This is a genomic window from Desulfosporosinus sp. FKA, assembly GCF_002196785.1.
Taxonomy (GTDB): domain Bacteria; phylum Bacillota; class Desulfitobacteriia; order Desulfitobacteriales; family Desulfitobacteriaceae; genus Desulfosporosinus; species Desulfosporosinus acididurans.
Genome location: NZ_NAHZ01000032.1, coordinates 281,377 through 305,885, shown reverse-complemented (window position 1 = coordinate 305,885; position 24,509 = coordinate 281,377). Strand labels below are relative to the sequence as shown.

General features: G+C 40.1%; 23 protein-coding genes. 12 read left to right on the top strand and 11 right to left on the bottom strand.

Going from position 1 to position 24,509, the window contains the following annotated elements:
- Nucleotide 1: 1 nt before the first annotated feature.
- The 8 genes from B5771_RS18395 to B5771_RS18360 all read right to left on the bottom strand — a co-directional run bounded on the left by B5771_RS18395 (nucleotide 2) and on the right by B5771_RS18360 (nucleotide 9,027).
- Nucleotides 2–538: a PadR family transcriptional regulator gene (locus B5771_RS18395; protein WP_088188825.1), complete on the bottom strand. Its 537-nt coding sequence runs from the start codon at nucleotides 536–538 to the stop codon at nucleotides 2–4.
- A gap of 560 nt (nucleotides 539–1,098) precedes the next feature.
- On the bottom strand, nucleotides 1,099–2,067 hold the full coding sequence (locus tag B5771_RS18390; protein WP_088188824.1) for a dipeptide ABC transporter ATP-binding protein: 969 nt from the start codon (nucleotides 2,065–2,067) through the stop codon (nucleotides 1,099–1,101).
- A complete protein-coding gene (locus B5771_RS18385; RefSeq protein ID WP_088188823.1) occupies nucleotides 2,064–3,047 on the bottom strand; it encodes an ABC transporter ATP-binding protein in 984 nt (327 codons plus the stop codon). Before B5771_RS18385 ends, B5771_RS18390 begins: the two co-directional genes overlap by 4 nt.
- Before the next feature lie 13 nt (nucleotides 3,048–3,060).
- Nucleotides 3,061–3,990: an ABC transporter permease gene (locus B5771_RS18380; protein WP_088188822.1), complete on the bottom strand. Its 930-nt coding sequence runs from the start codon at nucleotides 3,988–3,990 to the stop codon at nucleotides 3,061–3,063.
- A gap of 5 nt (nucleotides 3,991–3,995) precedes the next feature.
- On the bottom strand, nucleotides 3,996–5,012 hold the full coding sequence (locus tag B5771_RS18375) for an ABC transporter permease (RefSeq protein ID WP_088188821.1): 1,017 nt from the start codon (nucleotides 5,010–5,012) through the stop codon (nucleotides 3,996–3,998).
- 150 nt (nucleotides 5,013–5,162) lie between these two features.
- Nucleotides 5,163–6,737 carry an ABC transporter substrate-binding protein gene (locus B5771_RS18370; protein WP_088188820.1) on the bottom strand — a complete coding sequence of 525 codons (1,575 nt, stop codon included), beginning with the start codon at nucleotides 6,735–6,737 and terminating at the stop codon, nucleotides 5,163–5,165.
- A 335-nt stretch (nucleotides 6,738–7,072) separates the two neighbouring features.
- Nucleotides 7,073–7,699, bottom strand: a complete 627-nt coding sequence (locus tag B5771_RS18365) for a response regulator (protein ID WP_088188819.1) — start codon at nucleotides 7,697–7,699, stop codon at nucleotides 7,073–7,075.
- Nucleotides 7,696–9,027: a HAMP domain-containing sensor histidine kinase gene (locus tag B5771_RS18360; RefSeq protein ID WP_088188818.1), complete on the bottom strand. Its 1,332-nt coding sequence runs from the start codon at nucleotides 9,025–9,027 to the stop codon at nucleotides 7,696–7,698. The genes B5771_RS18365 and B5771_RS18360 overlap by 4 nt, the downstream gene beginning before the upstream one ends.
- A gap of 324 nt (nucleotides 9,028–9,351) precedes the next feature.
- On the opposite strand from B5771_RS18360, the gene B5771_RS18355 reads away from it, so the two are divergent.
- From B5771_RS18355 to B5771_RS18320, 8 genes are all read left to right on the top strand, one after another.
- Nucleotides 9,352–10,266 carry a polyprenyl synthetase family protein gene (locus B5771_RS18355; RefSeq protein ID WP_088188817.1) on the top strand — a complete coding sequence of 305 codons (915 nt, stop codon included), beginning with the start codon at nucleotides 9,352–9,354 and terminating at the stop codon, nucleotides 10,264–10,266.
- Between the two features lie 110 nt (nucleotides 10,267–10,376).
- Nucleotides 10,377–10,538, top strand: coding sequence for a competence pheromone ComX (gene comX, locus B5771_RS18350; protein ID WP_088188816.1), 162 nt, complete (start codon nucleotides 10,377–10,379; stop codon nucleotides 10,536–10,538).
- A gap of 63 nt (nucleotides 10,539–10,601) precedes the next feature.
- Complete coding sequence (locus B5771_RS18345) at nucleotides 10,602–12,938, top strand: sensor histidine kinase (protein WP_088188815.1); 2,337 nt, start codon at nucleotides 10,602–10,604, stop codon at nucleotides 12,936–12,938.
- 24 nt (nucleotides 12,939–12,962) lie between these two features.
- Nucleotides 12,963–13,622: a response regulator transcription factor gene (locus B5771_RS18340; protein ID WP_088188814.1), complete on the top strand. Its 660-nt coding sequence runs from the start codon at nucleotides 12,963–12,965 to the stop codon at nucleotides 13,620–13,622.
- Nucleotides 13,623–14,159: 537 nt separating this feature from the next.
- Nucleotides 14,160–14,603, top strand: a complete 444-nt coding sequence (locus B5771_RS18335) for a hypothetical protein (RefSeq protein ID WP_088188813.1) — start codon at nucleotides 14,160–14,162, stop codon at nucleotides 14,601–14,603.
- Nucleotides 14,604–14,605: 2 nt separating this feature from the next.
- On the top strand, nucleotides 14,606–14,977 hold the full coding sequence (locus tag B5771_RS18330) for a hypothetical protein (RefSeq protein WP_088188812.1): 372 nt from the start codon (nucleotides 14,606–14,608) through the stop codon (nucleotides 14,975–14,977).
- Between the two features lie 133 nt (nucleotides 14,978–15,110).
- Nucleotides 15,111–15,629 (top strand): hypothetical protein, encoded by a 519-nt coding sequence (locus B5771_RS18325; RefSeq protein WP_088188811.1) that lies wholly within the window; start codon nucleotides 15,111–15,113, stop codon nucleotides 15,627–15,629.
- A gap of 4 nt (nucleotides 15,630–15,633) precedes the next feature.
- Nucleotides 15,634–15,999, top strand: a complete 366-nt coding sequence (locus B5771_RS18320) for a hypothetical protein (protein WP_088188810.1) — start codon at nucleotides 15,634–15,636, stop codon at nucleotides 15,997–15,999.
- 209 nt (nucleotides 16,000–16,208) lie between these two features.
- Here B5771_RS18320 and B5771_RS18315 read toward each other — a convergent pair whose 3' ends face one another.
- Nucleotides 16,209–17,459, bottom strand: coding sequence for an HD-GYP domain-containing protein (locus B5771_RS18315; protein WP_088188809.1), 1,251 nt, complete (start codon nucleotides 17,457–17,459; stop codon nucleotides 16,209–16,211).
- Between the two features lie 218 nt (nucleotides 17,460–17,677).
- Between B5771_RS18315 and B5771_RS18310 the strand changes: the two genes are divergently transcribed.
- The 4 genes from B5771_RS18310 to B5771_RS18295 all read left to right on the top strand — a co-directional run bounded on the left by B5771_RS18310 (nucleotide 17,678) and on the right by B5771_RS18295 (nucleotide 21,331).
- Complete coding sequence (locus tag B5771_RS18310) at nucleotides 17,678–18,166, top strand: sigma-70 family RNA polymerase sigma factor (RefSeq protein ID WP_088188808.1); 489 nt, start codon at nucleotides 17,678–17,680, stop codon at nucleotides 18,164–18,166.
- Nucleotides 18,153–19,517 carry a hypothetical protein gene (locus B5771_RS18305; RefSeq protein ID WP_088188807.1) on the top strand — a complete coding sequence of 455 codons (1,365 nt, stop codon included), beginning with the start codon at nucleotides 18,153–18,155 and terminating at the stop codon, nucleotides 19,515–19,517. Before B5771_RS18310 ends, B5771_RS18305 begins: the two co-directional genes overlap by 14 nt.
- Nucleotides 19,518–19,915: 398 nt before the next feature.
- Nucleotides 19,916–20,638, top strand: a complete 723-nt coding sequence (locus tag B5771_RS18300; protein ID WP_088188806.1) for an SIMPL domain-containing protein — start codon at nucleotides 19,916–19,918, stop codon at nucleotides 20,636–20,638.
- A gap of 225 nt (nucleotides 20,639–20,863) precedes the next feature.
- Complete coding sequence (locus tag B5771_RS18295; RefSeq protein WP_088188805.1) at nucleotides 20,864–21,331, top strand: YopX family protein; 468 nt, start codon at nucleotides 20,864–20,866, stop codon at nucleotides 21,329–21,331.
- A 144-nt stretch (nucleotides 21,332–21,475) separates the two neighbouring features.
- Here the strand turns inward: B5771_RS18295 and B5771_RS18290 are convergent, their stop codons facing one another.
- Entirely contained in the window at nucleotides 21,476–23,203 is a 1,728-nt protein-coding gene (locus B5771_RS18290) for an NADH-dependent [FeFe] hydrogenase, group A6 (RefSeq protein ID WP_088188804.1), read from the bottom strand.
- 6 nt (nucleotides 23,204–23,209) lie between these two features.
- Nucleotides 23,210–24,505 carry an NADH-ubiquinone oxidoreductase-F iron-sulfur binding region domain-containing protein gene (locus B5771_RS18285; RefSeq protein WP_088188803.1) on the bottom strand — a complete coding sequence of 432 codons (1,296 nt, stop codon included), beginning with the start codon at nucleotides 24,503–24,505 and terminating at the stop codon, nucleotides 23,210–23,212.
- Nucleotides 24,506–24,509 lie beyond the last annotated feature (4 nt).

The following is a 24,509-nucleotide window of genomic DNA, read 5'->3' as shown; positions in this document are numbered from 1 at the left end:
ATTATTCGCCTTTATTGTCCATCTCCTTTAAGATTTTTTCCAGAAACTGTTGCTCCAGCAGATAATGAGACAGGAGATATTCTTTGACCATAAGTCTTTTCATGGGATATAACTCTTTTGTTTTGGCGAACTTTTCATTAAAATGATTCACAAAATCATTTAGATTTGTTAAGCGTTCTTGAATGCTTTGCTTAAAAATTTCCGGTTCCATTAAATTGCGGCAGGACAACCCGACGCTTAAATCAAAGTAATACCGCTCACTGTGTTTCAAAATTTTTTCAGTTGCGTTTTCAAAGGCTCTGTTGCCGTTTTCCGTTATGTAGTAGCGTTTCCGTTGAGGCATGTTACCCTCTTTTTCAATTTTGTATTTGAGAAGGCCCTTATTACATAACCTATCTAAGGCCTGATAAATTGTCGTGCCCCCAATTTTGACCCATGTTCTTATTTCGCGTTCTTCAATCATCTTTTCTATTTCATAAGCATAGGACGGTTTAGTCTTGACGAATTTTAATAACATAAGTTCTTTATTTGATAACATAGATTCCACCCATCCTCATTTAAGTACTACTTGCAATAGTAGTATTATTAGGAGTACCAGTCAAGAAGAAATCACCTCCATTTCACTTCCAAATTATGTTGATTAAATTCTCTTCTGTATCATCAGCTTATAACATGCCCTTTTTATAGGATAAACGAATTCTGTTAGGATTTAATGAAAAAGATCTTTAGAAAGTGTTAAACCTTATTATGGGAGATAAATTTGTGAGTTGGGTAAAATAATGAGGACCTCCGCGTCCGGAGGTCCTTGCGCAATGCCCCAATAGAGATAACCATAAAATATTGGGACAAGATTATTGAATTATTGATTGTGACTTAAAATCTAAAACTAAGGGGCTTTTGATAGTATAACCAGTTTACTTGTTTTTATCCAGTTTTTAAGGCCCACGCTTCTACAAGCGGGGTTACTTCAGGTAGGGTAGAGTCCTCCTTCGCCGCTAAGTACTCCTATCGGGAAAGGCGGCTCGGCAATAATGTCCACGAGTTCACTAACACTGTTAATATTTCATTTCTTACTATAGTTAACTGTAAGTTTTCTTTTCAATCAAATAAATCACACGCGACAAAATGGTCGGGAGAAACCTCTTTAAGTTTTGGTTCGTTAAGTTTACACTGTTCCAGTTTTTTAAAGCAGCGAGAACAAAAACGACAGCCTGCAGGCGGATTGATGGGGCTGGGTACGTCCCCCTCTAAAATGATGCGTTCCTTTTTCTTCTCAGGATTTATGACAGGAATAGCAGAAAGCAAAGCTTGGGTATAGGGATGCAAAGGATTGGCATAAAGTTCTTTCTTCGGAGCAACTTCTACCAGTTTGCCCAAATACATGACGCCTACGCGGTCACTAATATGTTTAACAACATTTAAGCCGTGGGCAATAAAGAGATAGGTCAGGCCAAACTCTTCCTTCAAATCTCCTAACAGATTCAAAACCTGAGCCTGAATGGACACGTCCAAAGCGGATACTGGTTCGTCACAGACAATGATCTTCGGTTCTACCGCCAAGGCACGAGCAATTCCGACACGCTGACGCTGCCCGCCGGAAAATTCATGCGGATAACGGTTACGCTGGTGGCGAGCCAGCCCTACACAGTTTAAAAGATAGATCACACGCTCTTCTACCTGATTTCTCGGCAGCAGGCCATTGATCAGAATCGGCTCAGCAATGATGTCACCTACCGTCATTTTCGGATTCAGTGAAGCGTAGGGGTCCTGAAAGATCATCTGGATATCCTTACAATATGCACGGCGCTGTTCTTCATTAAGAACTGTCAAATCCTTACCTTCAAAAAATAATTTGCCGCTGGTCGGCCGGTAAAGATTTACTAAAATCTTGCCGAGAGTCGTTTTTCCACAGCCGGATTCGCCGACTAAGCCAAAGGCCTCACCTTGATTGATGCTAAAGGACACGCCGTCAACAGCTTTTAAGACCGAGACAGGCTTACCAAAGAAATTGGTATCGATTACAAAATGTTTCGCAAGGTCCTGGATATCCATCAACACTTCACTCATTGTTTAACCGATCCCCCTTCCTTAGCATCATGTAAAAAGCACCGGACCTTATGGCCGTCAATGTCCTGCAATTGGGGCATTTCTTGAGTACATCGCTCCATACTCTGCTCACAGCGATCAGAAAAGGGACAACCTTTAGGCATATTCAGAGGGTTAGGGACCATCCCTTTGATCATATATAAGCGTTCGTCGCTGTCATTATCGATTTGCGGGATGGACTTCAGCAAACCGATCGTATAGGGATGCATCGGATTATTGAATAAGGTTCTAACATCTGCCTCTTCCATAATTTTACCGCAGTACATAACAATAACACGGTCAGCGGCTTCAGAAACCACGCCTAAATCATGAGTAATGAGCATTACTGCCATATGGAACTTTTCTCTCATGCGATAAAGAAGTTCCAAAATCTGAGCCTGAATGGTCACATCAAGAGCTGTCGTAGGCTCATCGGCAATCAATAGTTCGGGGTTGCAGGCCAGAGCCATCGCTGTCATTACCCTTTGGCGCATACCGCCGCTCATTTGATGGGGGTAATCGTTGGCCCGCTGGGTCGCTGATGGTATTCCAACCGTTTCTAACATCTCAATCGTCCGTGCTAGGGCATCCTTTTTCGAAAGTTTCATATGAAGCATAATGCTTTCCATGATCTGATCCTTGATACGCCAAACAGGATTAAGAGATGTCATTGGCTCTTGGAATATCATGGAAATCTGATTGCCGCGAAGTTTTTGCAATTCTCTTTTGCTCAAGGTACTTAAATCCTGAGATTTATAAAAAATCTGCCCGCCGGTAACCTTGCCCGGTTTTTGCAAAAGGCCCATGATGGAAAGAGACGTGACGCTTTTACCCGAGCCGGACTCACCGACAATAGCCAGAATCTCACCCTTATCTATCGTAAAGCTGATATCATCGACAGCCTTGACTATACCGCGCTTCAGCTTAAATTCCGTTGTCAAATTTTTTACTTCCAGCAACATCCTGTTCACCACCTTATTTTATTCTGGATTTGGGATCAAGGGCATCCCGCAGCCCGTCACCTAACAGGTTAAAGGCCAACACAGTAATCGTGATGGCAATACCGGGAAAGATGAGTGTATAAGGCGCCGAGAAAATGAAGCCCCTGGCCCGGCCAAGCATATCGCCCCACTCAGCAAAGGGCGGCTGTACTCCCAGACCCAGAAAACCCAGGGCTGCTGTATCCAACACTGCAGTAGAAACGCCCAAAGTAGCCCTAACAACAATTACGGAAATGACATTAGGAAGAATATGTTTATAGATAATACGGCTCGTTTTGTTGCCCATAATTTTGGCCGCATGAACATAATCATTTTCTTTAACCGAAAGAATACTGCCGCGTACAATACGGGCATACTCAGGAATAGATACCAGTCCAATGGCAATAATCGCTTTATCCAAGCCCTTGCCTAAGGCTGCCATAAAGGCGATAGCCAATAGGATCGACGGTATGGCCAGCATCATATCCATAAGCCTCATAATCACTGTATCCGTTTTACCGCCGCGATAACCAGCAATAGCACCAAAGATAACTCCAATGGTTAAGGAAATAGCTACCGCTGTAACACCTACGAACAAGGAGATTTTAGTTCCGTCAAGGATTCTGCTGAACATATCCCTGCCTAGCTGATCCGTGCCAAACCAGTGCTGGGCATTAGGTTTAATAAAACTTTTCGTCATATCGGCATAATTAGGGTCATAGGGTAATATCTGTTTGCCCATGAGCTCACTTAGCCAAACGGTCAGAGCAATAATTGCTAAAATTCCAATGATAAACAGGCCGGCAACTGCGGCTTTGTTCTGTCTGAGTGTTTCCCACATTGCTTTAAGCTGCGACTCCGGTTTTTCCACGTATTCTGCAGCCTGTAGATTTTCATCGGAATTTGAAGAATATTTTGGTTCCATACAAGCTACACCTCTTTTTTCGAATATTTAATACGTGGATCAAGGAAGGCATAAATCAAATCGACGATGAGATTCATTAAGACATAAATCGTAGCTACCAGTAATACCACACCCTGAACCACTGGAAAATCAGATTTTAAAATACATTCCACAGTATAAGCGCCGATACCCGGCCAGGAGAAAACTGTCTCTGTCAATACAGCGCCGCCGAGAAGACTGCCTAACTGCAGACCAATTACGGTGACAATAGGTATCAAGCCGTTGCGCAAGGCATGCTTGCGGATCACTTTGCCCTCCGGAACTCCTTTGGCCCGGGCCGTTCGAATAAAGTCCTGCTGCAGCGTGTCCAGCATGCTGGAGCGGGTCATTCTGGTGATAATCGCCATGGAATACATGGCCAAAGCACTTGCCGGCAAAATAAGATGCCGCAAGGCATCAAAGAAAGCATCCATATTACCTGCCATCAGGCTGTCAATGAGGAAAAACCCAGTGATATGCGCAGGCTCTAAGAGGGGATTAATCCGACCGTTGGACGGAAGCCAGTGCAGGGCACCTGAGAAAAGAATAATTAACAATATTCCCAGCCAAAAAATCGGCATCGAGACACCAATCAAGGCTATGAACATACCGGCGTTATCGAAAATCGAGTTCTTCTTGACTGCAGAGATTACACCGATCACTATACCGAAAAATGAGGCCAAAATGATGGCAACAATCGCCAGTTCAATGGTCGCCGGAAAACGTGACATGATTTCTTTGACAACAGGGAGCTTAGTATAGTAGGACGTTCCAAGGTTTCCCGTCAATGCGCCTGTGAGATAATGATAATATTGCAAATAGATGGGGTCATTTAAGCCATTGACCTGCCGCCAGGCAGCTACAGCCTGCTGGGTGGCATGCTGGCCTAAAACAATGGGCGCAGGATCCGGTGAAAATACGCGCATGATCAGGAAAACAATAATCGAAACCCCTAAAAGCACGGGAATCAACATTAATAAACGTTTTATGATATATCTGAGCATTAGCAACACCTTTCCCCAAGTGAACTCGTTCTCTAAAGCTGAAGGATAAACTCTCCCCCCCCCATCGAACTAAAAGATAAAATAAACAAACCGGGAACCGGCTTGAAACCGGTTCTCGGCAGTCTAAATTCTTAAAGAACTACACCAAAGTTATTTCTTGGATACACCTACAAAAGGAGTAATACCAGTCATATGGAAATAGAAGTTTTGGACATTAGGTCTGTAAGCACAAAGGGTTTGAGCGTGGGAAATGGGAAGCCACACAGCATCAGCGGCTGCAATTTTCTCTAATTGAGTGTAAATTGCGTTGCGAGCATCACCGGCAGGGGTAGCTACGCCTTTTTTAATTAAGTCGTTGAATTGAGGATTGTTATAAAGGGCAATATTCATCGTCGGATCGGGATCCGATAAGAGGTTCATGAAGTTATCCGGGTCTCCGTTATCGCCGACCCAACCGTAGAAGGCAATATCATAATCTCCTTCTTTAATTTTTTGTTTATAAGTGGTCCAGTCATAGGAATCAATTTTAACGGTAACTCCAACTTTGGAAAGATAACCTTGAATAGCTTCGGCCAATACCTGACCGGTTGCAGTGTTATAAGGTCTTGGGTTGGTATACGTAATCATGTGAACAGTCGTTAATCCGGCAGCTTTTAACGTTTTGGCGGCAGCTTGCGGATCATAGGCTACTTGAGAAATGCTCTTGTCATACCCTTCCATGAAGGTTGGCATAATTGAGGTTGCAGGTTCGGAATAACCTTTATACAGACTCTTCACCATTTCAGGAACATTGATCGCCTGAGATATAGCGGCGCGGAGATTTTTGTCATTGAAAGGTTTGCGTGAGGTATTGTAAGCCATGTAGTTAATGTTCATGCCCGGTGCTTGGAAAATCTTATTGCCGGCATCGGTAATCTGTTTTACAACAGTAGCGTCAATACCATCAATAACATCAGCTTCACCATTGTTTAAGGCAACAACGCGGGCTGAATTGTCTTTGATAAACTTAAAGACAACATTTTTAATCAGAGGCTTAGTTCCCCAATATTGATCATTGGCAACTAAGACAATGTCTTGATCCTTATCCCACTTAACAAATTTGTAGGGTCCTGTTCCTACAGGTTTTTGGTTAACGTTATTGTTATTATCTTTAAGATCTTTAGGACTAATCATGGGAGCAGCCATGGCCATTGCCAAATTCTTTAAGAAAGGAGTACTGGGAGACTTCAAATTAATTTTAACGGTATTTGGATCAACTACCTGTACGTCTTTCACAGAACCGAAGACAAAGGAGGCATATGCCATATCCTGAGTAACCTTAGGCGGCAGTTGACGGTCAATATTAGCCTTCACTGCATCGGCATTAAAATCAGTGCCGTCTTGGAATTTAACACCTTTACGAAGATGGAAGGTATAGCTGAGTCCATCAGGGCTTATATCCCAGCTTGTAGCCAGGCAGGGTTGTACCTTCGTGGAATCTTTATCATACTTTAAAAGTCCTTCATAAATATTACTCATTACTTTAGCGGATTCGCCGTCATCAACGAGAGCCGGGTCCAATCCTCTAGGTTCTGCCCCTTGAGCATAAACCAAGGTATCGCTGCCTTTCGCTGAACCGCTGCTCGCTGCGCTGCCGTTAGTAGAGCTGCTGCCGCAACCTGTTAAGGAAACAAGGGCAAGGGTTGCAGATAGAGCAAGGGCCATCATTCTTCTTATCTTTCTCATTTTCTTCCTCCTACTTTGTTGAATTAGAAAATATCACATATTTCCTATATTTTATATAACACCTCCAAATTATTTTCCCTAATTATAGCAAATGAACCTGACCAACTAAAGAAATAAAAAAGATAAAAAGTGTTTGATTATTGTATACAATCCTAAATCGGTTACTATTATATAAGACACCTCAACAGACCCCTCGAAAAGTAACGAAGGGCCCACCCCCCACTTATAGACGTGGGGACCTTAAAAACTGGATTAATAAATACGGCACTTACTAATATGCTTCATAGTAAGTGCCGCTGCTATTCCCAACTATAATTTAACTCCTGGATCACAAATCAGATCCAACAATAGCGATTTTTGGGCCGACCGATTTTTTGATAACTCGGTATCGATTGAACTTTACCATTATTAACAAGATAAGTAAGATAGCGATAAACGGTAGGGACCGCCAGAGACAGCTCTTTGGAGATCTCCTCTACGGTAGAAGGTTCAGGACAATCGGTAAGATATCGTTCGATATACGAAAGCGTTGATTTACTAATTCCTTTGGTAACAAAAACTTCGTTTTGTACTTTGGTATTGGCTTGTACCGCCTTAGTCATATACAGCAGCCGCATGTGCAATTGGACCCGGGCAATTAAATCCGGTGCCTTGGCCGGTTTAAGGGCAAAGTCAGTAGCGCCTGCATCCAGAAAACGATCAGCAATTTCCTGCCGTTCATCCACAGTGAGAACAAGGATAGGGATTTCTTGATCATGTTCTCTAATCAAGCGAACCGTTTCAAGACCATCAATTTCCGGCATATGATAATCGACTAAAATAATATCTGCTCCATGGGTAAGGAAGCCTTCGATTCCTTCTCTGCCATTGGGATAAGCTATAGGCTCCCAGCCGGCAAAACTGAATATTTCACTTAAGGTATAGCGCAGTGACTGCTCATCATCCATAATTATTATTCTCATTGGCTCTCTCCCAAAGGCAAGGTTATCCAAACCTTAGTTCCCTGACCGACGACGCTTTTTATATTAACAAATCCTTCATGCCCTTCAGCGACCTGTCGTACAAAGGCCAGGCCAAAACCAGGATGGTTTTTGGTGCTGTAGCCGGTCTTCCAGATTCTTTTAACATCGCTTGCTGTTATACCATAGCCATTGTCTTCCACTTCAAGGTTCACTGTATTTTCCAATGTTTTGGCACGCAAAATAACCCTCCCATTTTCACGATTCTGCACTGCATCTAAGGCATTGTCAATCAAATTTATGATTGCCCGAGTTAACCTGATTTTATTAATATAGAGATTTGAGCGCGGTTCTCCCTCTAATTCAATATCCACGGATAAGTTTGTCCCACTTAGACGGGTGGCTCGGATATAGTCAATTAGGTCTTTTAGTTCACACCAATTTTTGCGATCTTCATATAAGATCTCCGATACCATGGCACTCATAGAATTAATGGAACGATAAATCGTTTGACAGTATTCCTGCATCTTTGAATCCGGCCAGCGCGTCTCCATAAGAGAAACCAGCCCCTCAATGGTCGCTAACGGCGTTTTTAGATCGTGAACTAAATGAAGCACCTCTCGTCCCGAACGGGATTCGTTTGCTTCAAGCTGGGCACGAAGCAAATCCTGAGAAATCGCCCATTTCTCCATATATAAAATCAAATAAACCCACAACGTGATTGCACTGGCAACGAAGATAAAGAACAGCACATTGGCATAAAGCGTTAAAACCTCGCCAAATCCAATTTGAATTGCCGATTGTTTTAATTTAAACGATAAGGAACCCTGACCAAAGCCGTAAGGTGTTAGAAAAGGAACTTGATTTAACCAAGCGACGCCAAAAATTAATTGAGAAAAAACCAAGAGTTTCATCCCAATATTCAATTTTTGTTTGCTTAAGGTCTGCATCACTACAATCATGAGCCATAAAAAAATGTCCGTAGCTCCAAAACTGTAGTTTAAAGGAGTAACCAAGTTTACAATTACATAAGCGCAAGGAACAACGGTCAAAGGGATGACGGTTTTTAAGGCAGGCCGTTCAAAGACCTCCGCCATTCCATCCCCTAACATAACCACGCTGAGAAACTGAGGTATAGAAATAATCGTATTTATAGACACGATCAGGAAGGCATTTACCATCAAGGCACTTCCGTCTGTCTTATGATGCATCGTTTGCAGTAGTTGGTCCAAGCCAATAAGCTGCGGTTTTATCCAATAAGGTATTAATATTCCCAATAGGAACAATATAATTCCTATCCATATTTTTATAGACTTAAGAATTTTCCTCACAGCTTGCCTCCCTTCGCTTATTATTATTATTATAAGTATACCATGAAAAAGAAAGCCGGATATCAAAAAAGCCTTGAAAGGGAACAATAATCCTCTTCAAGACTTTTCTTATTTTATGTTTCTTAGTCTTAATAATTCGACCACTTATGACACGTTTTATATGAATGATATGTGATAATAGTATTTGAATGTAAGGATATAGTAGGTTGTGTTTAAAAATAGCCAAATTCTTAAAAGGCTGTCAAAGCTAATCAGATATTTATCCCTTGTAGTACAGCTTGCGCTTGGTTATTCACTTTTTGCGAGAATTAGGAGGTAGCTTTTTTGCAAGATAATTGGACCATGATCGAACAAGTGATGTTACAGTTAATACATGACTATTTCCCAACTCAAGAACTTAAAAAGTATATGTCAGAATTCGTTAGATACAAAACGGAAGGTCACTTTCCTTTCGGTCAGCTTGTTATTTTCCATTATCAGATGTTTGGTGGTCAGTCAACAGATATTTTCCGAGCTGCAGCTGCGGTGGAGCTAATGATTCTTTCGTTGGATATCTTTGACGATTTGCAGGACAATGACAACTTTTCAGTCCCATGGAATAATATTGATCATGCAATAGTTATGAACATAGCTACGGGTCTATTAATGCTAAGTACAAAAAGTCTAGAACATACTTCATTTGAACTAAATAAAAAAGTAAAGGCGACTAATTACCTCAATTCGTGTGTTATAAAAGCCATTAATGGACAACACCTTGATCTTGTGGATTTGATTGAATCCGAGAAGGATTATATTGAAATGGTAAGATCAAAGTCGGGCTCCCTCATGGCTTCTGCATGTCTCGTAGGAACGGCTTTAGCAAGTGAAAATCATCATGATGTAGTGAACAACTATGCAGAGCATTTAGGAATTATCGCTCAAATTAAAAACGATATCAACGATATCGTTCGATTGGACCCCAAAAATGATCTGGTTAATAAAAGAAAAACTCTCCCTACTTTATATTTGCTAAATCTACAACAATCCCAGTATCAGTTTGTCAGGGATTATTTTACCGAAAAAACTACTAAAAATGAATTGCTAAACGCACGTACAGAACATGAAGAGTTAATTAGGAAATCAGGTGTTCTTGAATATGCCCAAATCATTATTAGGATAAATCAGCTTCAGGCGATTGAACTGATCGATAAAATGAGTGTTCAGAAAGAATGGAAAAATAAATTATTACGCTACTTTTAAATAGTTGCGGTTTACCGCAAAAAAATTGCGGAAACCCGCATTATATTTTCGGTGTTAAAAGGAAAATTTTGTGTTATTATTTGGGTAAATTTATAAAGGGGGAAAGGGTATTGTTACAAAAAGTCGTTGAATATCTGGTACAAAATCCTGATGAAAAGGAAAAATTAATTGAGGGTAAACTAAACTTAATCGGCTTAACGAAAATTGAACAAAAGGCTGTCCTCGATGTTCTCCAAAGTCCGGATGTTATCTCACCATTATTGTATTGGTAAAGAAAAGAAGATTCATGATGAGTCAGGATAGCTCCTGGCTCTTTTTTTAGGAAGGAATTTTACATGGGGGACTTAAAAAGGGTTTTCGCGTTCTCAGCTTCTGCAATAATGATACTATTTTTGCTATACCACTTACTGTCAGTAATAATTAATATCCCATACATTGGTATAAGTGTTGAAAAGAATCCCTCAGGCATATGGCAGATAACTGATGTGGATGAACTAGGATGGGCAGAGCATCAAGGCATAAAAACTGGAGATATTGTTTCATTAATTGACGAAATCCAACCAAGTAATTATCCAACCATAGTACAATATAATGCTATTGAACGAGCAAAAACATTAGTTATACGTAAAAACCAGGAATCTATAGTGTATAAAGTGACCAACACTATAACTCCTGAGCAAGTTCAGTACGATCTAGTAATGCCATTAGTTTTGTTTGGTATATTGTCATCCTTTTCCATTTTCTTGTATCTAAAAAAAGGTAATGATATTTCAGCACGTATACTAATTCTTTTTTTTCTTACTATTGGATTAAGTTATATTAGTGCTGGAGCGTCCTCAAGGATGGATATTCCGGGAATAACCATCAATAGGATTACATTCTCATTAATCCCCCTTTTAATTGTGGAATTTTTAATTGCTTACTTTAAAAGGTATGGATTTATTTTATATAGCAGAAAATATTTGTATATCTTCTATATAGTTAATGGGTTACTGTTTAGTATTAACTTGTTGTTTCAAATTTTCGGATTATATTCATTAAATATTAGGTATTGTTTCCTTGCTAACTTTATAATCGAGACGTTCCTTTGTTTTTACATCTTAGCAACCCGTTATATTCGTTATAGGAATACTATACATGGATCGGTTTTTACTATCATTATTGTCGGTGTAATACTTGCGTTTTCCCCATTCATCTTTTTAGTTGGTTTCCCGAGCCTTGTTTTTGGTGTGGAACTTATACCCGGAGCTTTAGGCGCAGCTTTTTTAGTTTTTATTCCTATTGTATTTTTTTATCTAATCACTGCAAACAGTCTGTTCGATATTGACTTTATCATTAATCGGATACGTTATTACTGTATAATAAGCCTCATTCCCGCTTCAGGTTACCTTTGGTTCTTATTCAATCTTGCCAAGGGATTTACGTTTGTCGAGAGAGTTCGGATTGGTCTTGTGACTTATATTGGGATTATAGCCTTTCTTTATGCCAAAGAAGAACTTGATTTGAGCCTTCGCTCGAAACTATTTAGAGAAAAATTTAACTTTCAAGCGAGTTTAAATCGGTTTTCTCAGAATATTACTAAAGTAATGAAGACATCCGATTTAGAAGAACAATTAATAACGGAAGTAAGAGACGTTTTATCCGTCAAATCTATTTCCTTATTAGAACTGGATTTAACGGACTCGGACTACTCATTATTAATAAAAGCAGGAACTCAGGATGTACCGGAATCAACTATTCTAGACTGGTTAAAAAACAATGTCAACTTAATTTCGGTAGGAGAGTTGATAGATATAGACAATGGGGTCTTACTAACAGTGAGTCAAGAGAAGAACAAATATCTCCTTCTATGGATTAGGGGGAAAATCAATAGAACCCATTATAACCAAGACGAAAGGGTATGGCTTAAAACCATCTCTTTTTATGTTAGCGTTGTTTATGAAAACCTACATATGATTGAGGGTTTAATCGATAAATTAGAGGAGGCGGTCAGACAAAAAGACACTGCTCGTCCATGGGTTTCCCGCCTTCTCTTTAACTTATCGGAAAAGGAAAGACGCCGTCTTGCCTCAGACCTGCACGATTCTGTACTTCAAGAGCAAATATTGTGGTATCGTAAACTACAAATAATATCATCGGATGACCGATTACCTCTAGATCTAAGGGAAGAATTAAATAAGATTGCCGAAGGGCTGCTCGATGTAACCCATGAAATTCGGATCACATGCAATGATCTATTTCCGACTTTATTAAATGAGTCAGGGATTGTAGAAGCAATAAGGAACTTAATCGCTGATGCTCAATTGCGAACGGATTATGTTGTGAATTTCAATGCCACGGATTTTGGTTTGGATTTAGATTATGAACATATATTGGCGATTTATCGAATTATACAAGAGCTCCTGACAAATGCGGCAAAACATTCAAAAGCAACAGAACTTAATCTTACATTAGCTAATAGCAATAGTCTATTAACCTTAAATTACCACGATAACGGTATGGGCATGGATCTCCAATCTATGGAATTCACATCGAGTCATATGGGCTTATCCGGAATCAAAGAGCGAGTTTCGAGCCTTGGAGGCGAAACACGTTTCTATTCAACGTTAGGTGAAGGCTTTGACATTTCAATAGAGTTAGATCTTGACGCTTATTCCGTAGTAACGGAATAAGTAATTCAGAAAGGAAGGAAAAAGATGATTCACATATTATTAGTTGATGATCATCCTTCTGTTGGTGAAGGTACCAAAAGTATGATTGAACAAGAAGAAGATATGAACGTAACGATTGTCACTTCAAGTTCGGAAGCTCTAGAAGTATTGAGAAGTCAGACGTTTGATGTGCTGATGTTTGATTTGAACTTGCCAGAAATCAATGGATTAGAATTAACTCGGAGAGTCATTGAAACCGGTTCAAATACGCCCATAATCATTTATACAGGATATGAGATTACACCTTACTTTAATATCTTGGTAGAAGCACAAGCCTCAGGGTTTATCAGCAAGACTGCTTCCAGAGAGCAACTTGTCACTGCGATTCGATGTGCTTTACGTGGTGAAACGGTTATCCCCGTATCCCTATTACGTCAGCTAAGGCGTCAAGATGTACAGATTAAAGCATTGGGAAATAATGAAATCCTAAAAGGAGTATCGTTCGATGAAAAGGAGCTATCGATTCTTAAAGGAGTTGCCAAAGGTAAGGGTAACAAGGAAATTGCGGATTATTTGTTAATAAGTCAGCGTGCTGTTGAATATAATCTGACTCGGATTTTTGGGAAATTGAATGTTCGCTCGAGATCAGAAGCAATATTTGAAGCTAAACAACTTGGAGTTATTCCAAATGAGGACTTCATATAGATAACGTAAAATTATTTAAGAGCCGCGAGGCTCTTTTTAAATGCAAGCACCATCAATTCGATTGCGGTTTACCACAAAAATAATTGTGGTAAACCGCAACATTTTTTCGGTGCAAAAGTATTTGAATTATAGTAAAGTAAATATTAGGAATAAGGTTTAATATTCCAAATGATGTAGAAAATGTAGCGATTAATTTGCAACATACATACACCTGCAGAAACTTAAATTTAAAAATTAAAATTAAAATTTATGTAATCTTATGATGTGTTCAACATCGCTATATACTAGAGAACATTGTTGCATTTAAATGGTTTGCGCCATTTAAATAAAGACGCCCCCAGATCATCCATACCCGCAAAGTAACCAATGATCTGGAGGCGTTCGCCCCTACACAAAATAGTAGGTCTTTATATTGTAAACCTACTTTAGGGTGTTTGTGAAGGGAGATTCGCGTGGTGGGAGGTGTAATGATATATACATAAGTTGTATAAACATATAACTTGAAAGAAGTTTAATTGAAAGGTTGTGTAATGATAAATGAATAAAAGGAACATTCTAAAATGGGTTACAACAAGTGTACTGGGTGTAGGAGTATTAACTTCAGTTATACTATTTGGGAATATTAATCATGCTAATTCTGAAACTATTCATTCATCTAGGGAAATTGGTATTAAAGATTTAGCTGTCAAAAACTTTAATATTGATACAACAAAAGTTAAACAACTTTATAGGAGCGATTTACATGATAATAGTAATGTTGTGTCTAAAGAAATAAAGAATAAAGTGGTGCTTGCTTATACAGAACTACTTAGAGATGGGGGTTTAAAAGTAGGTGATTATACCCCAATTTATTTCTTGGAAGGTAACAATGTTTCTATAGCAGTCGAGCATGCTGATGGCTCTATGACAATGACGAAATTTGACATATCAGGAAACGGAGAACCTACTAAAATTCATGAAGATTCTAAGGAGGCAAAATGATTATGAAAGGTAAAAAATTAACTTTAATTCCATTGACATTAAGCTTAATATGTGCGCTTGCGATTCCTGTGTATGCGTCTGTCTCCCAAGTTGAGTCGTTCACCAACACGGGTGCATATATAGGGGGATATTCATCTGTGAGTTTGAATTTTAGTGCCACTAAACTTGACGAATATGGTGTGCTTTACGAAAATAATCAAATAGTATCCACTGATGTTGACAACGATCAAAATAATCTTACTTATGCGCAAGCTAATGTAGGTATTAATAATCCAGCGGGCAATCAAAATTGGTATATTGAGGGGACGGGTATCGTTTATCAGGGAAATTTATATAATGCCCACGTTGGAGATTCAGCTGTTATATCGAAGTGATATAAATTTAAGTGATTTAAAATATCCATACTCTAATTATTTTCTGAGCTAGTAATCCAGCGAAAACGCGAGAAAAACGAAGCAAAGCAGACCGCCTCGAAAGAAGTTTAATTGAAAGGTTGTGTAATGATAAATGATTAAAACGAAACCCAAAAAGCTTGTAATAATTGCGGGCATATTATCCTTATTAACTGTTCTATTAGTTGGAAACGTTGCCTATTCAGAAACTATACAACAATCACAATTAGAAATGAATAAAGCAGTTAAAGCTAAAAATTTAGAAGTAGAACAAAAAGTCAGGGATTCTGCTATTAAAACATTTGTTATAGACACTAAAAAGTATAAAACTTTTTTTATGGATGATTTATCTGATGCTAAAAATAGCACTACCAGTGACAGTCTTACTACCGGCAGTTTGCAATCAGATGTAAAAAACAAAGTATCGGCTGCTGATTTTATGCTAGTAAAGGAACACATCCTTAAAAAAGGTGATAAAATTCCGGTCTTTTTTCTTGGAGAGAATGGCGATGAAGTTTTAGTAGCAATTAAGCATAAGGATGGAAATATGTCTCTTATTAAATACGATGTATCAAATGTATCAAAACAATACCCAACTAAAACTGATCGTATAGATAAGAAGGAGGTAAACTAAAATTATGAAAAGCAAAAAAAAATATACAATTATTGTATCGACATTAATTGTATTATGTTTATATTCAATTCCAGTATATGCGTATTCTTATTCAGGTGTTTCAAAATTTACTAATAAAAGTTCATATGTAGGTGGTTATTCATATACCTCAGGTTCTGGCACCCAATCTGTTAGTGTAACTTCAGCACTTTATTGTGATGGTGAGCTAATGGACGATAAATACGGAGCTGGAGTTACTTACGCACAGGCAGATGTAGGCAGTAATGCCGATAGATCGCAAACCCATTATTGGATGATTGATGGTAGGCATGTAGCAAACGGTAGTTACACTTACAAAGAAAGTAGTGATTCTTATACTTTCAATCCCTAAACCATGGTTTAACCTATCCAAAATTCTATGGAAGCATTGAGAAGGGGCCGTTGCATAATGAATATCTATCAGTTTTTATAAATAAAGCCCTGCATATAAGTGGAGAATTCAAACCACTATTTATGCAGGGTTTTGTTTAATGAGGGGCGTTTATGCATCTTGCAACAACCCCTTCACTCATTATTCCTAACGTCAAATGGCGAATTGCTCTAGAACAGAGCATGATTAACTACATACTTACAGAAAATAGTTACTAATTCAGGGTCAAGTTGAGATCCTGACACTCTCATTAATTCTGCAACCGCCTCTTCATGTGACCTACCTGGTCGATAACTTCGATCAGAGATGATTGCATCGTATGTATCAGCAACGGCGATGATCCGTGATTCTAAGGGTATTTCTTCCCCCTTAATTCCGTCGGGATATCCTTTTCCGTCATAGCGTTCATGGTGATGACGTATCACTTTCCCAATATCAAACATGAATTTAATATTTTCAATGATCCCTTGTCCGATAACGGGATGGCTGCGAATCAAATCCCACTCTGTCTCCAGAAGTTCACCTTCCTTATTAAGGATAGCATCGCTTATCCCGATCTTGCCAACATCATGCAAAACTGCCGCATACTTCAGAAATTCAATTTTATCTTCACTCATCTCAATGGCCTCGGCTATGAGGAGTGCAAGTTTTTCAACTCTGGACGAATGCCCGCTGGTATAAATGTCCTTTGCTTCAAGAGCCTGGACAAGAGCGCCAACGGTTTCGAGATGACCTTTTCGCATGGTAATATAAAGCTGAAAAGACCTGTGCGCTGCTAAGAGAGGTATTAAAAGCAGTAAAAGTCCCAAAGGTCCATGGTGATAATAAATCAAAGCCATTATGTACCCTACAGGGGCGAGAATAATAATATTTGGCAGCACCCAGCGCATATTGCTCAGCCAAACTGCCCGCAGCGGCTTATCTTTTAGAAAACTTAAGCCTATTGTTACAAGGGAAATATTGGTAACCAAGTAAATTAGAGATACCATGACATATATGATGAGGGAACGAAACTTATTATGAAAACCGCCGCCAATTCCCGCAAGCCACAAAACATATTGAGCAACAGCTTGAGATAACAAATACTGAGAACTGTTATACAGCCGTTTAAACAAAGGCTGTTCTTTGGCGCCCCTCCCCAACGGAAAGAGACCTCCTAATACTGAAACTGAAAAAGCAACGCCTCCAGGGTATAAAATTAACGCCGTGTAGAAAACGGCAAAACTTACTGTGACAAACCCACCTCGCGGTAAGGCTACAGGAAATGATTCACAAAGTACGGCAAGTATCCCTAAGATCAAGAGATGTGTTATCATTGCTGAGGTCCATTTTGTATGAACTATTGAAGCGATGAGAAATACTGACGCCAAAACCGTTATCAGCAGGAGAAAACGCTTAAATTTAATGGGCAAGTTAGTCATTTTTCAAACCCCATCATTCTTGAAGCTTATAAACCCATAATAGCATGAAATAATTAGCTATGTCATCGTCTTTTGTTTTCAGGATTCCATTTTGGATAATGCTGATGGGAGTCTTCTCGCCGCAAAAAGATAACGTTTATTTTTCTTCAAAAAATTATAATTGACTTTGTGACTTTTTTCTATAATCAATCGTGTTATAGATGAAAGGAGATTCTTACATGCCCCAATGGCCTGGCAGTAGTTTTTCAACAAAATACAAGTTGTATGGTGACATGGTTTTCAAAATTGCCATGGTTCATCTCGGAAATAAAGATGATGCCGAAGAAATTATGCAAGAGGTATTTTATAAGCTTCTGTTCAAATCACCAACGTTTAATAATGACGGCCATGAGAAAGCATGGCTTATTAAAGTTACGGTTAATCTTTGTCGGGATACCCTGCGCAGTGTTTGGCACAAACGAGTCATAAAAATGGAGGAAATCGATCATTATTACGATGATCCGACAGACTCCAGTATTTTAAAAGAAATTATCAACCTGCCTACGAAGTATAAATCGGTAATTTACCTTTATTATTTTGAAGATTATTCGATTAAAGAAATCGCCCAAATTCTAAGCTGCAAAGAGTCAGCAATAAAAATGCGTTTGCAGAGGGGTCGTCAGCTTCTAAAACTGGAATTGGAAGGAAATGAAAATGAACAGCTTTGATATTAAACGCGTCATCGGAAAACTTGAGCCGGATGATGACATGGAACAGAGATTATCCGCCAAATTAAACGGGAAGCTGGCAAGGGGAATGCCCTTCAAACCTATCGCTGTAATAGCCGCTGGGCTTATCGTGGCTATTGGGGCAGGTGTACTGGCCAATTATCAGATTGCAACCCCTCCAAAATCAGCTGTTCAAAACAATACCCCCGATAACACATCCATTGCCTTCCTTCCCGATAATAAAGGCGGCAACCAAGCGGAACAGAAAATACAAAGAAACAATGTTCAAAATTCAAACCTCCCGCAACCTAATAACAATTTAAATAATAGTCAAATTAACAGTCAAACTAACGATCAATATATAGGCCAGCATACTGGCCAAAATAACAGCCAATCTGAAACTGTCGCTCCTCAAACCCGCAGCGACTCCGATGTCCAAGCACCACCCCTTCCCAGCCTTGATAAGCAAAATGACAACTCAGAAGCACTTCACCAGAACAACGAGACCAACAGTTCTCAGCAAATTCCTGCTGAAAATGAAACAATGCCAGAACCCAGAACTTTGCTTAGAGACAATGGCAATAACGGTGTCAGTTCACAGGCGCCAATATCACAAGGGTTGAATCAGCAAAATGAGGGAATTTATATTCCCAAAGTTCAATTACCGGTTAGGACAACAGATTCGGTAACAACAGCAAAAATGATGGAGCTTATTGTCTATCAAGGGAAGATATATATTCGCAGCTCTTTACCCTTGGATCTGAACAGGGCCGCCGCGCTGGTGGGCGAAAAGCTTGGCACCACAAAGGGGACTATCACAGAATGGAGTCAACAGAACGATTATGATGAAGAATTGGCTTCGACAGTTGGGATCCAAGACGTCTATTCCGTCAAGGGCTATGACAAGAGCTTCAGAATCATGACGTATGGACAAATCAACGGTGAAGTTGATGCTCAGTTCTTTGATTGTCTGAATGGCATCACTGTGAAAACGGGACATGATATAGTTGGTAAGTTCCAGATCGAAAACCATATTGCCTCCGTTCGTTATGAGGACTTCGATAGTTGGAACAACGGGAAAAATAATTTCAAATCCCTGTCAAATCTTGATCAATTTAATGTCTTTCTGGCAGCATTAGAAAAATCGGTTCCTGTGGCTGAAGAAGACTTAGACTATTTATTTTCTCAACAAGGTACAACAGATCAGCGATTTTTAGATATCCGCTTAAAGGATGGCAGCGGTGTGGAATTACGGCTTTTTAAGGAAGGCTATGTCTATATCAATGGCGTTAATATATTCTTCAAAGTGGACAGTCTTACATTTAATAACTTATGGAATGGGCTGACTTAACCAGCAAATTGATCCAATCGTAAGACTCCCACTTCTTTAAGTGGGAGTGGGTCCCCCACTGAAGTCTCGATGTTCAGCTTTAGCTGAACGAGTTCACTTGTGGTTAACAAGCTCTGGCTATTAATTACTATGAAAGGGGTGATTGCCAAGGAAAAAGCCCCGCTTTCTTAAGACAACGCCTTCACCTTGATTCGATCTATAATAACTATTTCGGCTCGCACGTTCATCAGGATTCCGTAGAAAGACTCTTCCCCAACAACGATAGAAGCGGGCATCTCACAATTGAATGGTTATTAGTTATCTTACTAAGGCTAACTGTCAATGCCCTTAAAACTAATTTGGTTACTGTTTTGTTAGATTATTTTTTAGAGTGATTAATTACTAAGGAGGCGTCCCTTTTGAAAAAGAGTCTTAAGCTTATATTTTTTGCCCTTGTGCTAACCCTATTATTTGCTCAAACCGCATCTGCTGCAGAAATTCAGCAACAAGCAGGTACAATCGAGACTTCGGCAACCAGTTCCGTAGACGTAGACCCTGACATGGTCCAACTCAATTTATCCGTAAGGACTGAAGCAAGCAGTGCGGCATTAGCGCAGGAAAACAATTCGACTGCTGTTAACAAAGCCATGGATTTGCTCGTAAGCGAAGGCCTAAGCAAAGATGCTATTACGACTACAAACTATTCTACTTATTCCTACACAAAAACAGATGATAATACTAAGAATGAAGTTACCGTCTACTCTTCGAACAGCGGTATGACCGTAACTATTAAAGAGTTAGACAAAGTCGGGGAAATTCTCGATAAATTGGCAGATATCAGCGAAGTCAATGTAAATTCGGTCAACTATTCCATCCAAGATCCAGGGAAGTACAAAGATCAAGTCATTGCCTCCGCGATTGCCGCTGCGAAACAGAATATTCTTAGCAGTGCCAACGCTTTAGGTGTTACGATAGACAAATTAGACAGCCTCAAAATTGATTTTAATTCAGCTTCCAATATTCAGCCTTACACTAGGAATTCTGTTTCCCTTAGCACTTCTGCAACTCCCCAACCACAAAGTCCGGAAAAGATTACAATCTCGGCTACTGCTGATCTGTCGTATACGGTTCAGCAAAAATAGGTTCATTTATTCTACTTAGGCCAAGAACTAAAGGGACAGGACATTGTTTTAAAAAACAACGTGCCTGTCCCTTTAGGTTTATATTGAACTTTTCCAAAAGTATTTTCTCTAAGCTGTGCACCTATGGCGTAACTAAAATAAGATAATTGAAAAGTCTAATATTATAGACGAACACTACTATTTAGATTATACTGAAAATATCTAAATTATAAGGGGAGCGGTGCTATGGGCAAAGACGTAAGAGAATTCAGAGCCTATGATAAAAAAGAGATGGCCTTGATTTATGATCAAGATTTATGGCTTCCTGATTATCTAAAAAAGTTAGGGCATACCGAATATCCCGTTCATATTTCTTCAGAGGGGATTCATTATACCTTAGATTGTTTGTCGAACCATTATGAAAACGATTGGGAGGAAAAGGTCATAGCGTATATAGGGTTCGATATTATGCAATTCACGAATCTTTGGGACAAGAAAGGGAAGAAGATTTTCTGCAATGACATTATTGCCTTCTGCCCTGCAGGTAATTTAACAAATAGTTCAGCCAAAACTTTGGGAAGAATTCAGTATAGCGAACAATCCGGTGAATGGATTATCGTTAATAAAGATGACCAATTTCTTAATCAATTAGATAAAGTGAACCAACCCGAAGTTATCGGAAACTGGTTTGAGAATGCAGAATTACTTAACTAACGTCAAAAAAGAACTCCGCAATATTTTCATGTACGGAGTTCTTTTTCTTTTTCGCTTTTAATTTTAGTCGCTATTTGTTTTTATTTTAGTAACTCGTTCAGCGAAAGCCATTATTCAGTTGCCAAGCTTTCCAAGAACAACCCTTTAGTTTCTGGCAATATAATGAGTGTGCAGTAATTGATGAGCCTTACTACTGCCTGGCTTGTCCAAAAATTCTGCGTAAATCTTTTTAATTTCAGGATTATCATGGGATTTTCTCTTAACGGCTGTTCTGTCTAAGGAATAGATACTGGCAGCTCGTAATTGATTAACCTCTTGAGTTTTGGATTTATCCATCAAAATCGGCTGACCGCCGCCATTAATACAGCCTCCAGGGCAAGCCATAACTTCAATAAAATGATAGGCTGCTTTACCTTCCCTGATCGTATCGAGGAGCTTCGCCGCATTACCTGTCCCATGAGCAATTGCCACGTTTAATTCCATCCCATTGATATTGACTGTTGCTTCTTTAATTCCCTCTAAACCACGAACCTCGTGATATTCAATGGTTTGAAGATCTTCACCGGTTAAAATATCAGCAACTGTTCGCAGAGCTGCTTCCATAACCCCTCCGGTATTGGCAAAGATTACACCTGCACCGGTTGAAATGCCAAGAAGTTCATCATAATGGCTGTCTGATAGTTCATTAAAGTTTATGCCCGCTTGTTTAATCATTTTGGCGAGTTCTCTCGTCGTTATGACAGCATCAACATCCTTAAGGCCATTGATCTTCAGTTCTTCACGGTCTGCTTCAAACTTTTTGGCTGTACAAGGCATAACCGAGACAACAAAGACCTTGTTCGCATCAAGACCTGCTTTTTGCGGATAATAGGACTTAGCCACCGCTCCAAACATCTGCTGAGGCGACTTGCAGCTTGATAGATTATCCAGAAAATCGGAATAATTATGCTCGCAGAATTTAACCCATCCTGGAGAGCAAGAAGTAATCAACGGCAGCTTGCCTCCATTCTTGATCCTGTGCAGCAGTTCTGCACCTTCTTCCATGATGGTGAGATCTGCGCCAAAGGTGGTATCGAATATCTTATTAAACCCTAATCTTTTAAGGGCAGTTACCATTTTCCCTTTAACATTGGTTCCAACAGGCAGGCCAAATTCCTCACCCAAAGCAACTCTGACAGCAGGAGCTGTTTGGACGACGACATGGAGTTCCGGATCTTCAAGCGCCTTCCAAACCTTTTCCGTATCATCTCTTTCCTGAAGTGCGCCTACGGGACAAACCCTTATACACTGCCCGCAATTAATGCAGGAACGCAGAGTTAGACTTTGTTCATAGGGAGTGGTGACAGAGGTATTGGGCCCTCTATAGGCTAAGTCAATGGCATTAACCTTTTGAATGTTCGAGCAAACGCTGACACATCGGCCGCATAAAACACATTTGCTGGTATCCCTGACCACCGGGCCGGATTGATCCAACTCCACGCAAGTTCCTTTTTTTTCATAGTAATTGGAGTCAATGCCAAAATCTTCGGCTAGTTTCTGCAGCTCACATTTTTGATTTCTCTTGCAAGATAAGCATTCCCGATTATGGTTTGCCAATATGAGCTCTAAGATGTCTCTCCGTGTCTCCCGCACCAGCCTGCTTGAGGTTTTAACCACAATCCCTTCCTCAGCCTTCGTCACGCAGGCAGGCTGCAGTCCCCTCCAGCCTTCAACTTCAACAACACAGATTCTGCAAGAGCCTGGTTCATGAACTCCTTGCAGGAAACAAAGTGTTGGAATATCTACTTTGGCTTCTTTAGCCGCTTGTAAAATCGTAGACCCCTTGGCAACGGAAATATCTATGCCATCAATTGTCAGGTTGATCTTTTCCATCCTTATTTACCTCCTTACCCCGCTCATGCTGCATTTTCCGCTGGGACATCGGCCCTGAACATGAGCTTCGAATTCAGCTGCAAAATGCTTGAGCAGTGTAGTAACAGGAACTGGAGCGCTTTGGCCCAGGCCGCAAAAGCTTGTATTTCTCATCGTCCGAGCTAATCTCTGAAGACGCTCGAGATCTTCCTTCGTCCCTCTGCCTGAAGTCAGCTTTTCTAGAATTTCAACCATTCTTCGATTTCCTTCCCGGCAAGGAGTACACTTACCGCAGGACTCGTCTTCGAAGAACTCCATGACCGTCTTGAGATAATCAACAACGCAATGACTGTCATCGACAACAAGAACAGCTCCTGAACCCAGTGATAAACCGTTTTTTCGCAGGTCGTTATAACAAATTTTTGTATCCAGTAATTCTTCAGGGAAACAAGCTCCGCTTGATCCACCCAAATGAACAAATTTCAACGTTTTGCCGCCGGCAATTCCCCCGCCGAGGTCATAAATAAGTTCTCTAAGGGTCGTTCCAAAAGGCACTTCATAAACTCCCCGCTGCACAACATTTCCGGAGAGACACATCAATTTTGTCCCGCCGCTGAATTCCGTCCCCAACGATAGAAACGTTTCTCCGCCTTCCTTAACAATCCAGGGAATACAGGCATAAGTCTCTACATTATTTAAGACGGTCGGCATCATATTAAGGCCCGCATTCTTGATATATGGTGGTTTACGCCTGGGCCTGCCGGTTTTTCCCTCGATTGATTCAACTAAGGCGGTATTTTCGCCGCACACATAAGCTCCTGCTCCTGAAACTACCTTTATATTAAAGTTCAGTCCGGTACCCAGGATGTTTTCCCCAAGGTATCCAGCCTCTGTAGCGTTCTTAACGGCACTTTTTAATATTTTTTGAATTCCGGAATACTCACCACGGCAATAAATGTATCCTTCCTTAGCCCCGAAAATAAAGGCCCCAATTGTCATCCCTTCAATTAACATCAAGGGATCCTCGGCCATAATATGGCGGTCCTTAAACGTTCCCGGTTCTCCTTCGTCCGCATTACAAATCATATATTTAGGCCCTTTTTCCAGAGGAATGGCATAAGCCTGTTCCCACTTAACTCCCGTGGGATATGCCGCTCCGCCTCGTCCAAAAAGATAGGCGTCTTTAATCTCCTGAATAATCTCTTCAGGTTTCATAGTAATTGCTTTTCTTAACCCTTCGTAGCCACCGGCAGCAACAAATTCTTCCACGGAGTCCGGCTTAATTTTCCCAAAACGCGAACTTAATATCTTGGTGTTTCCCATACTG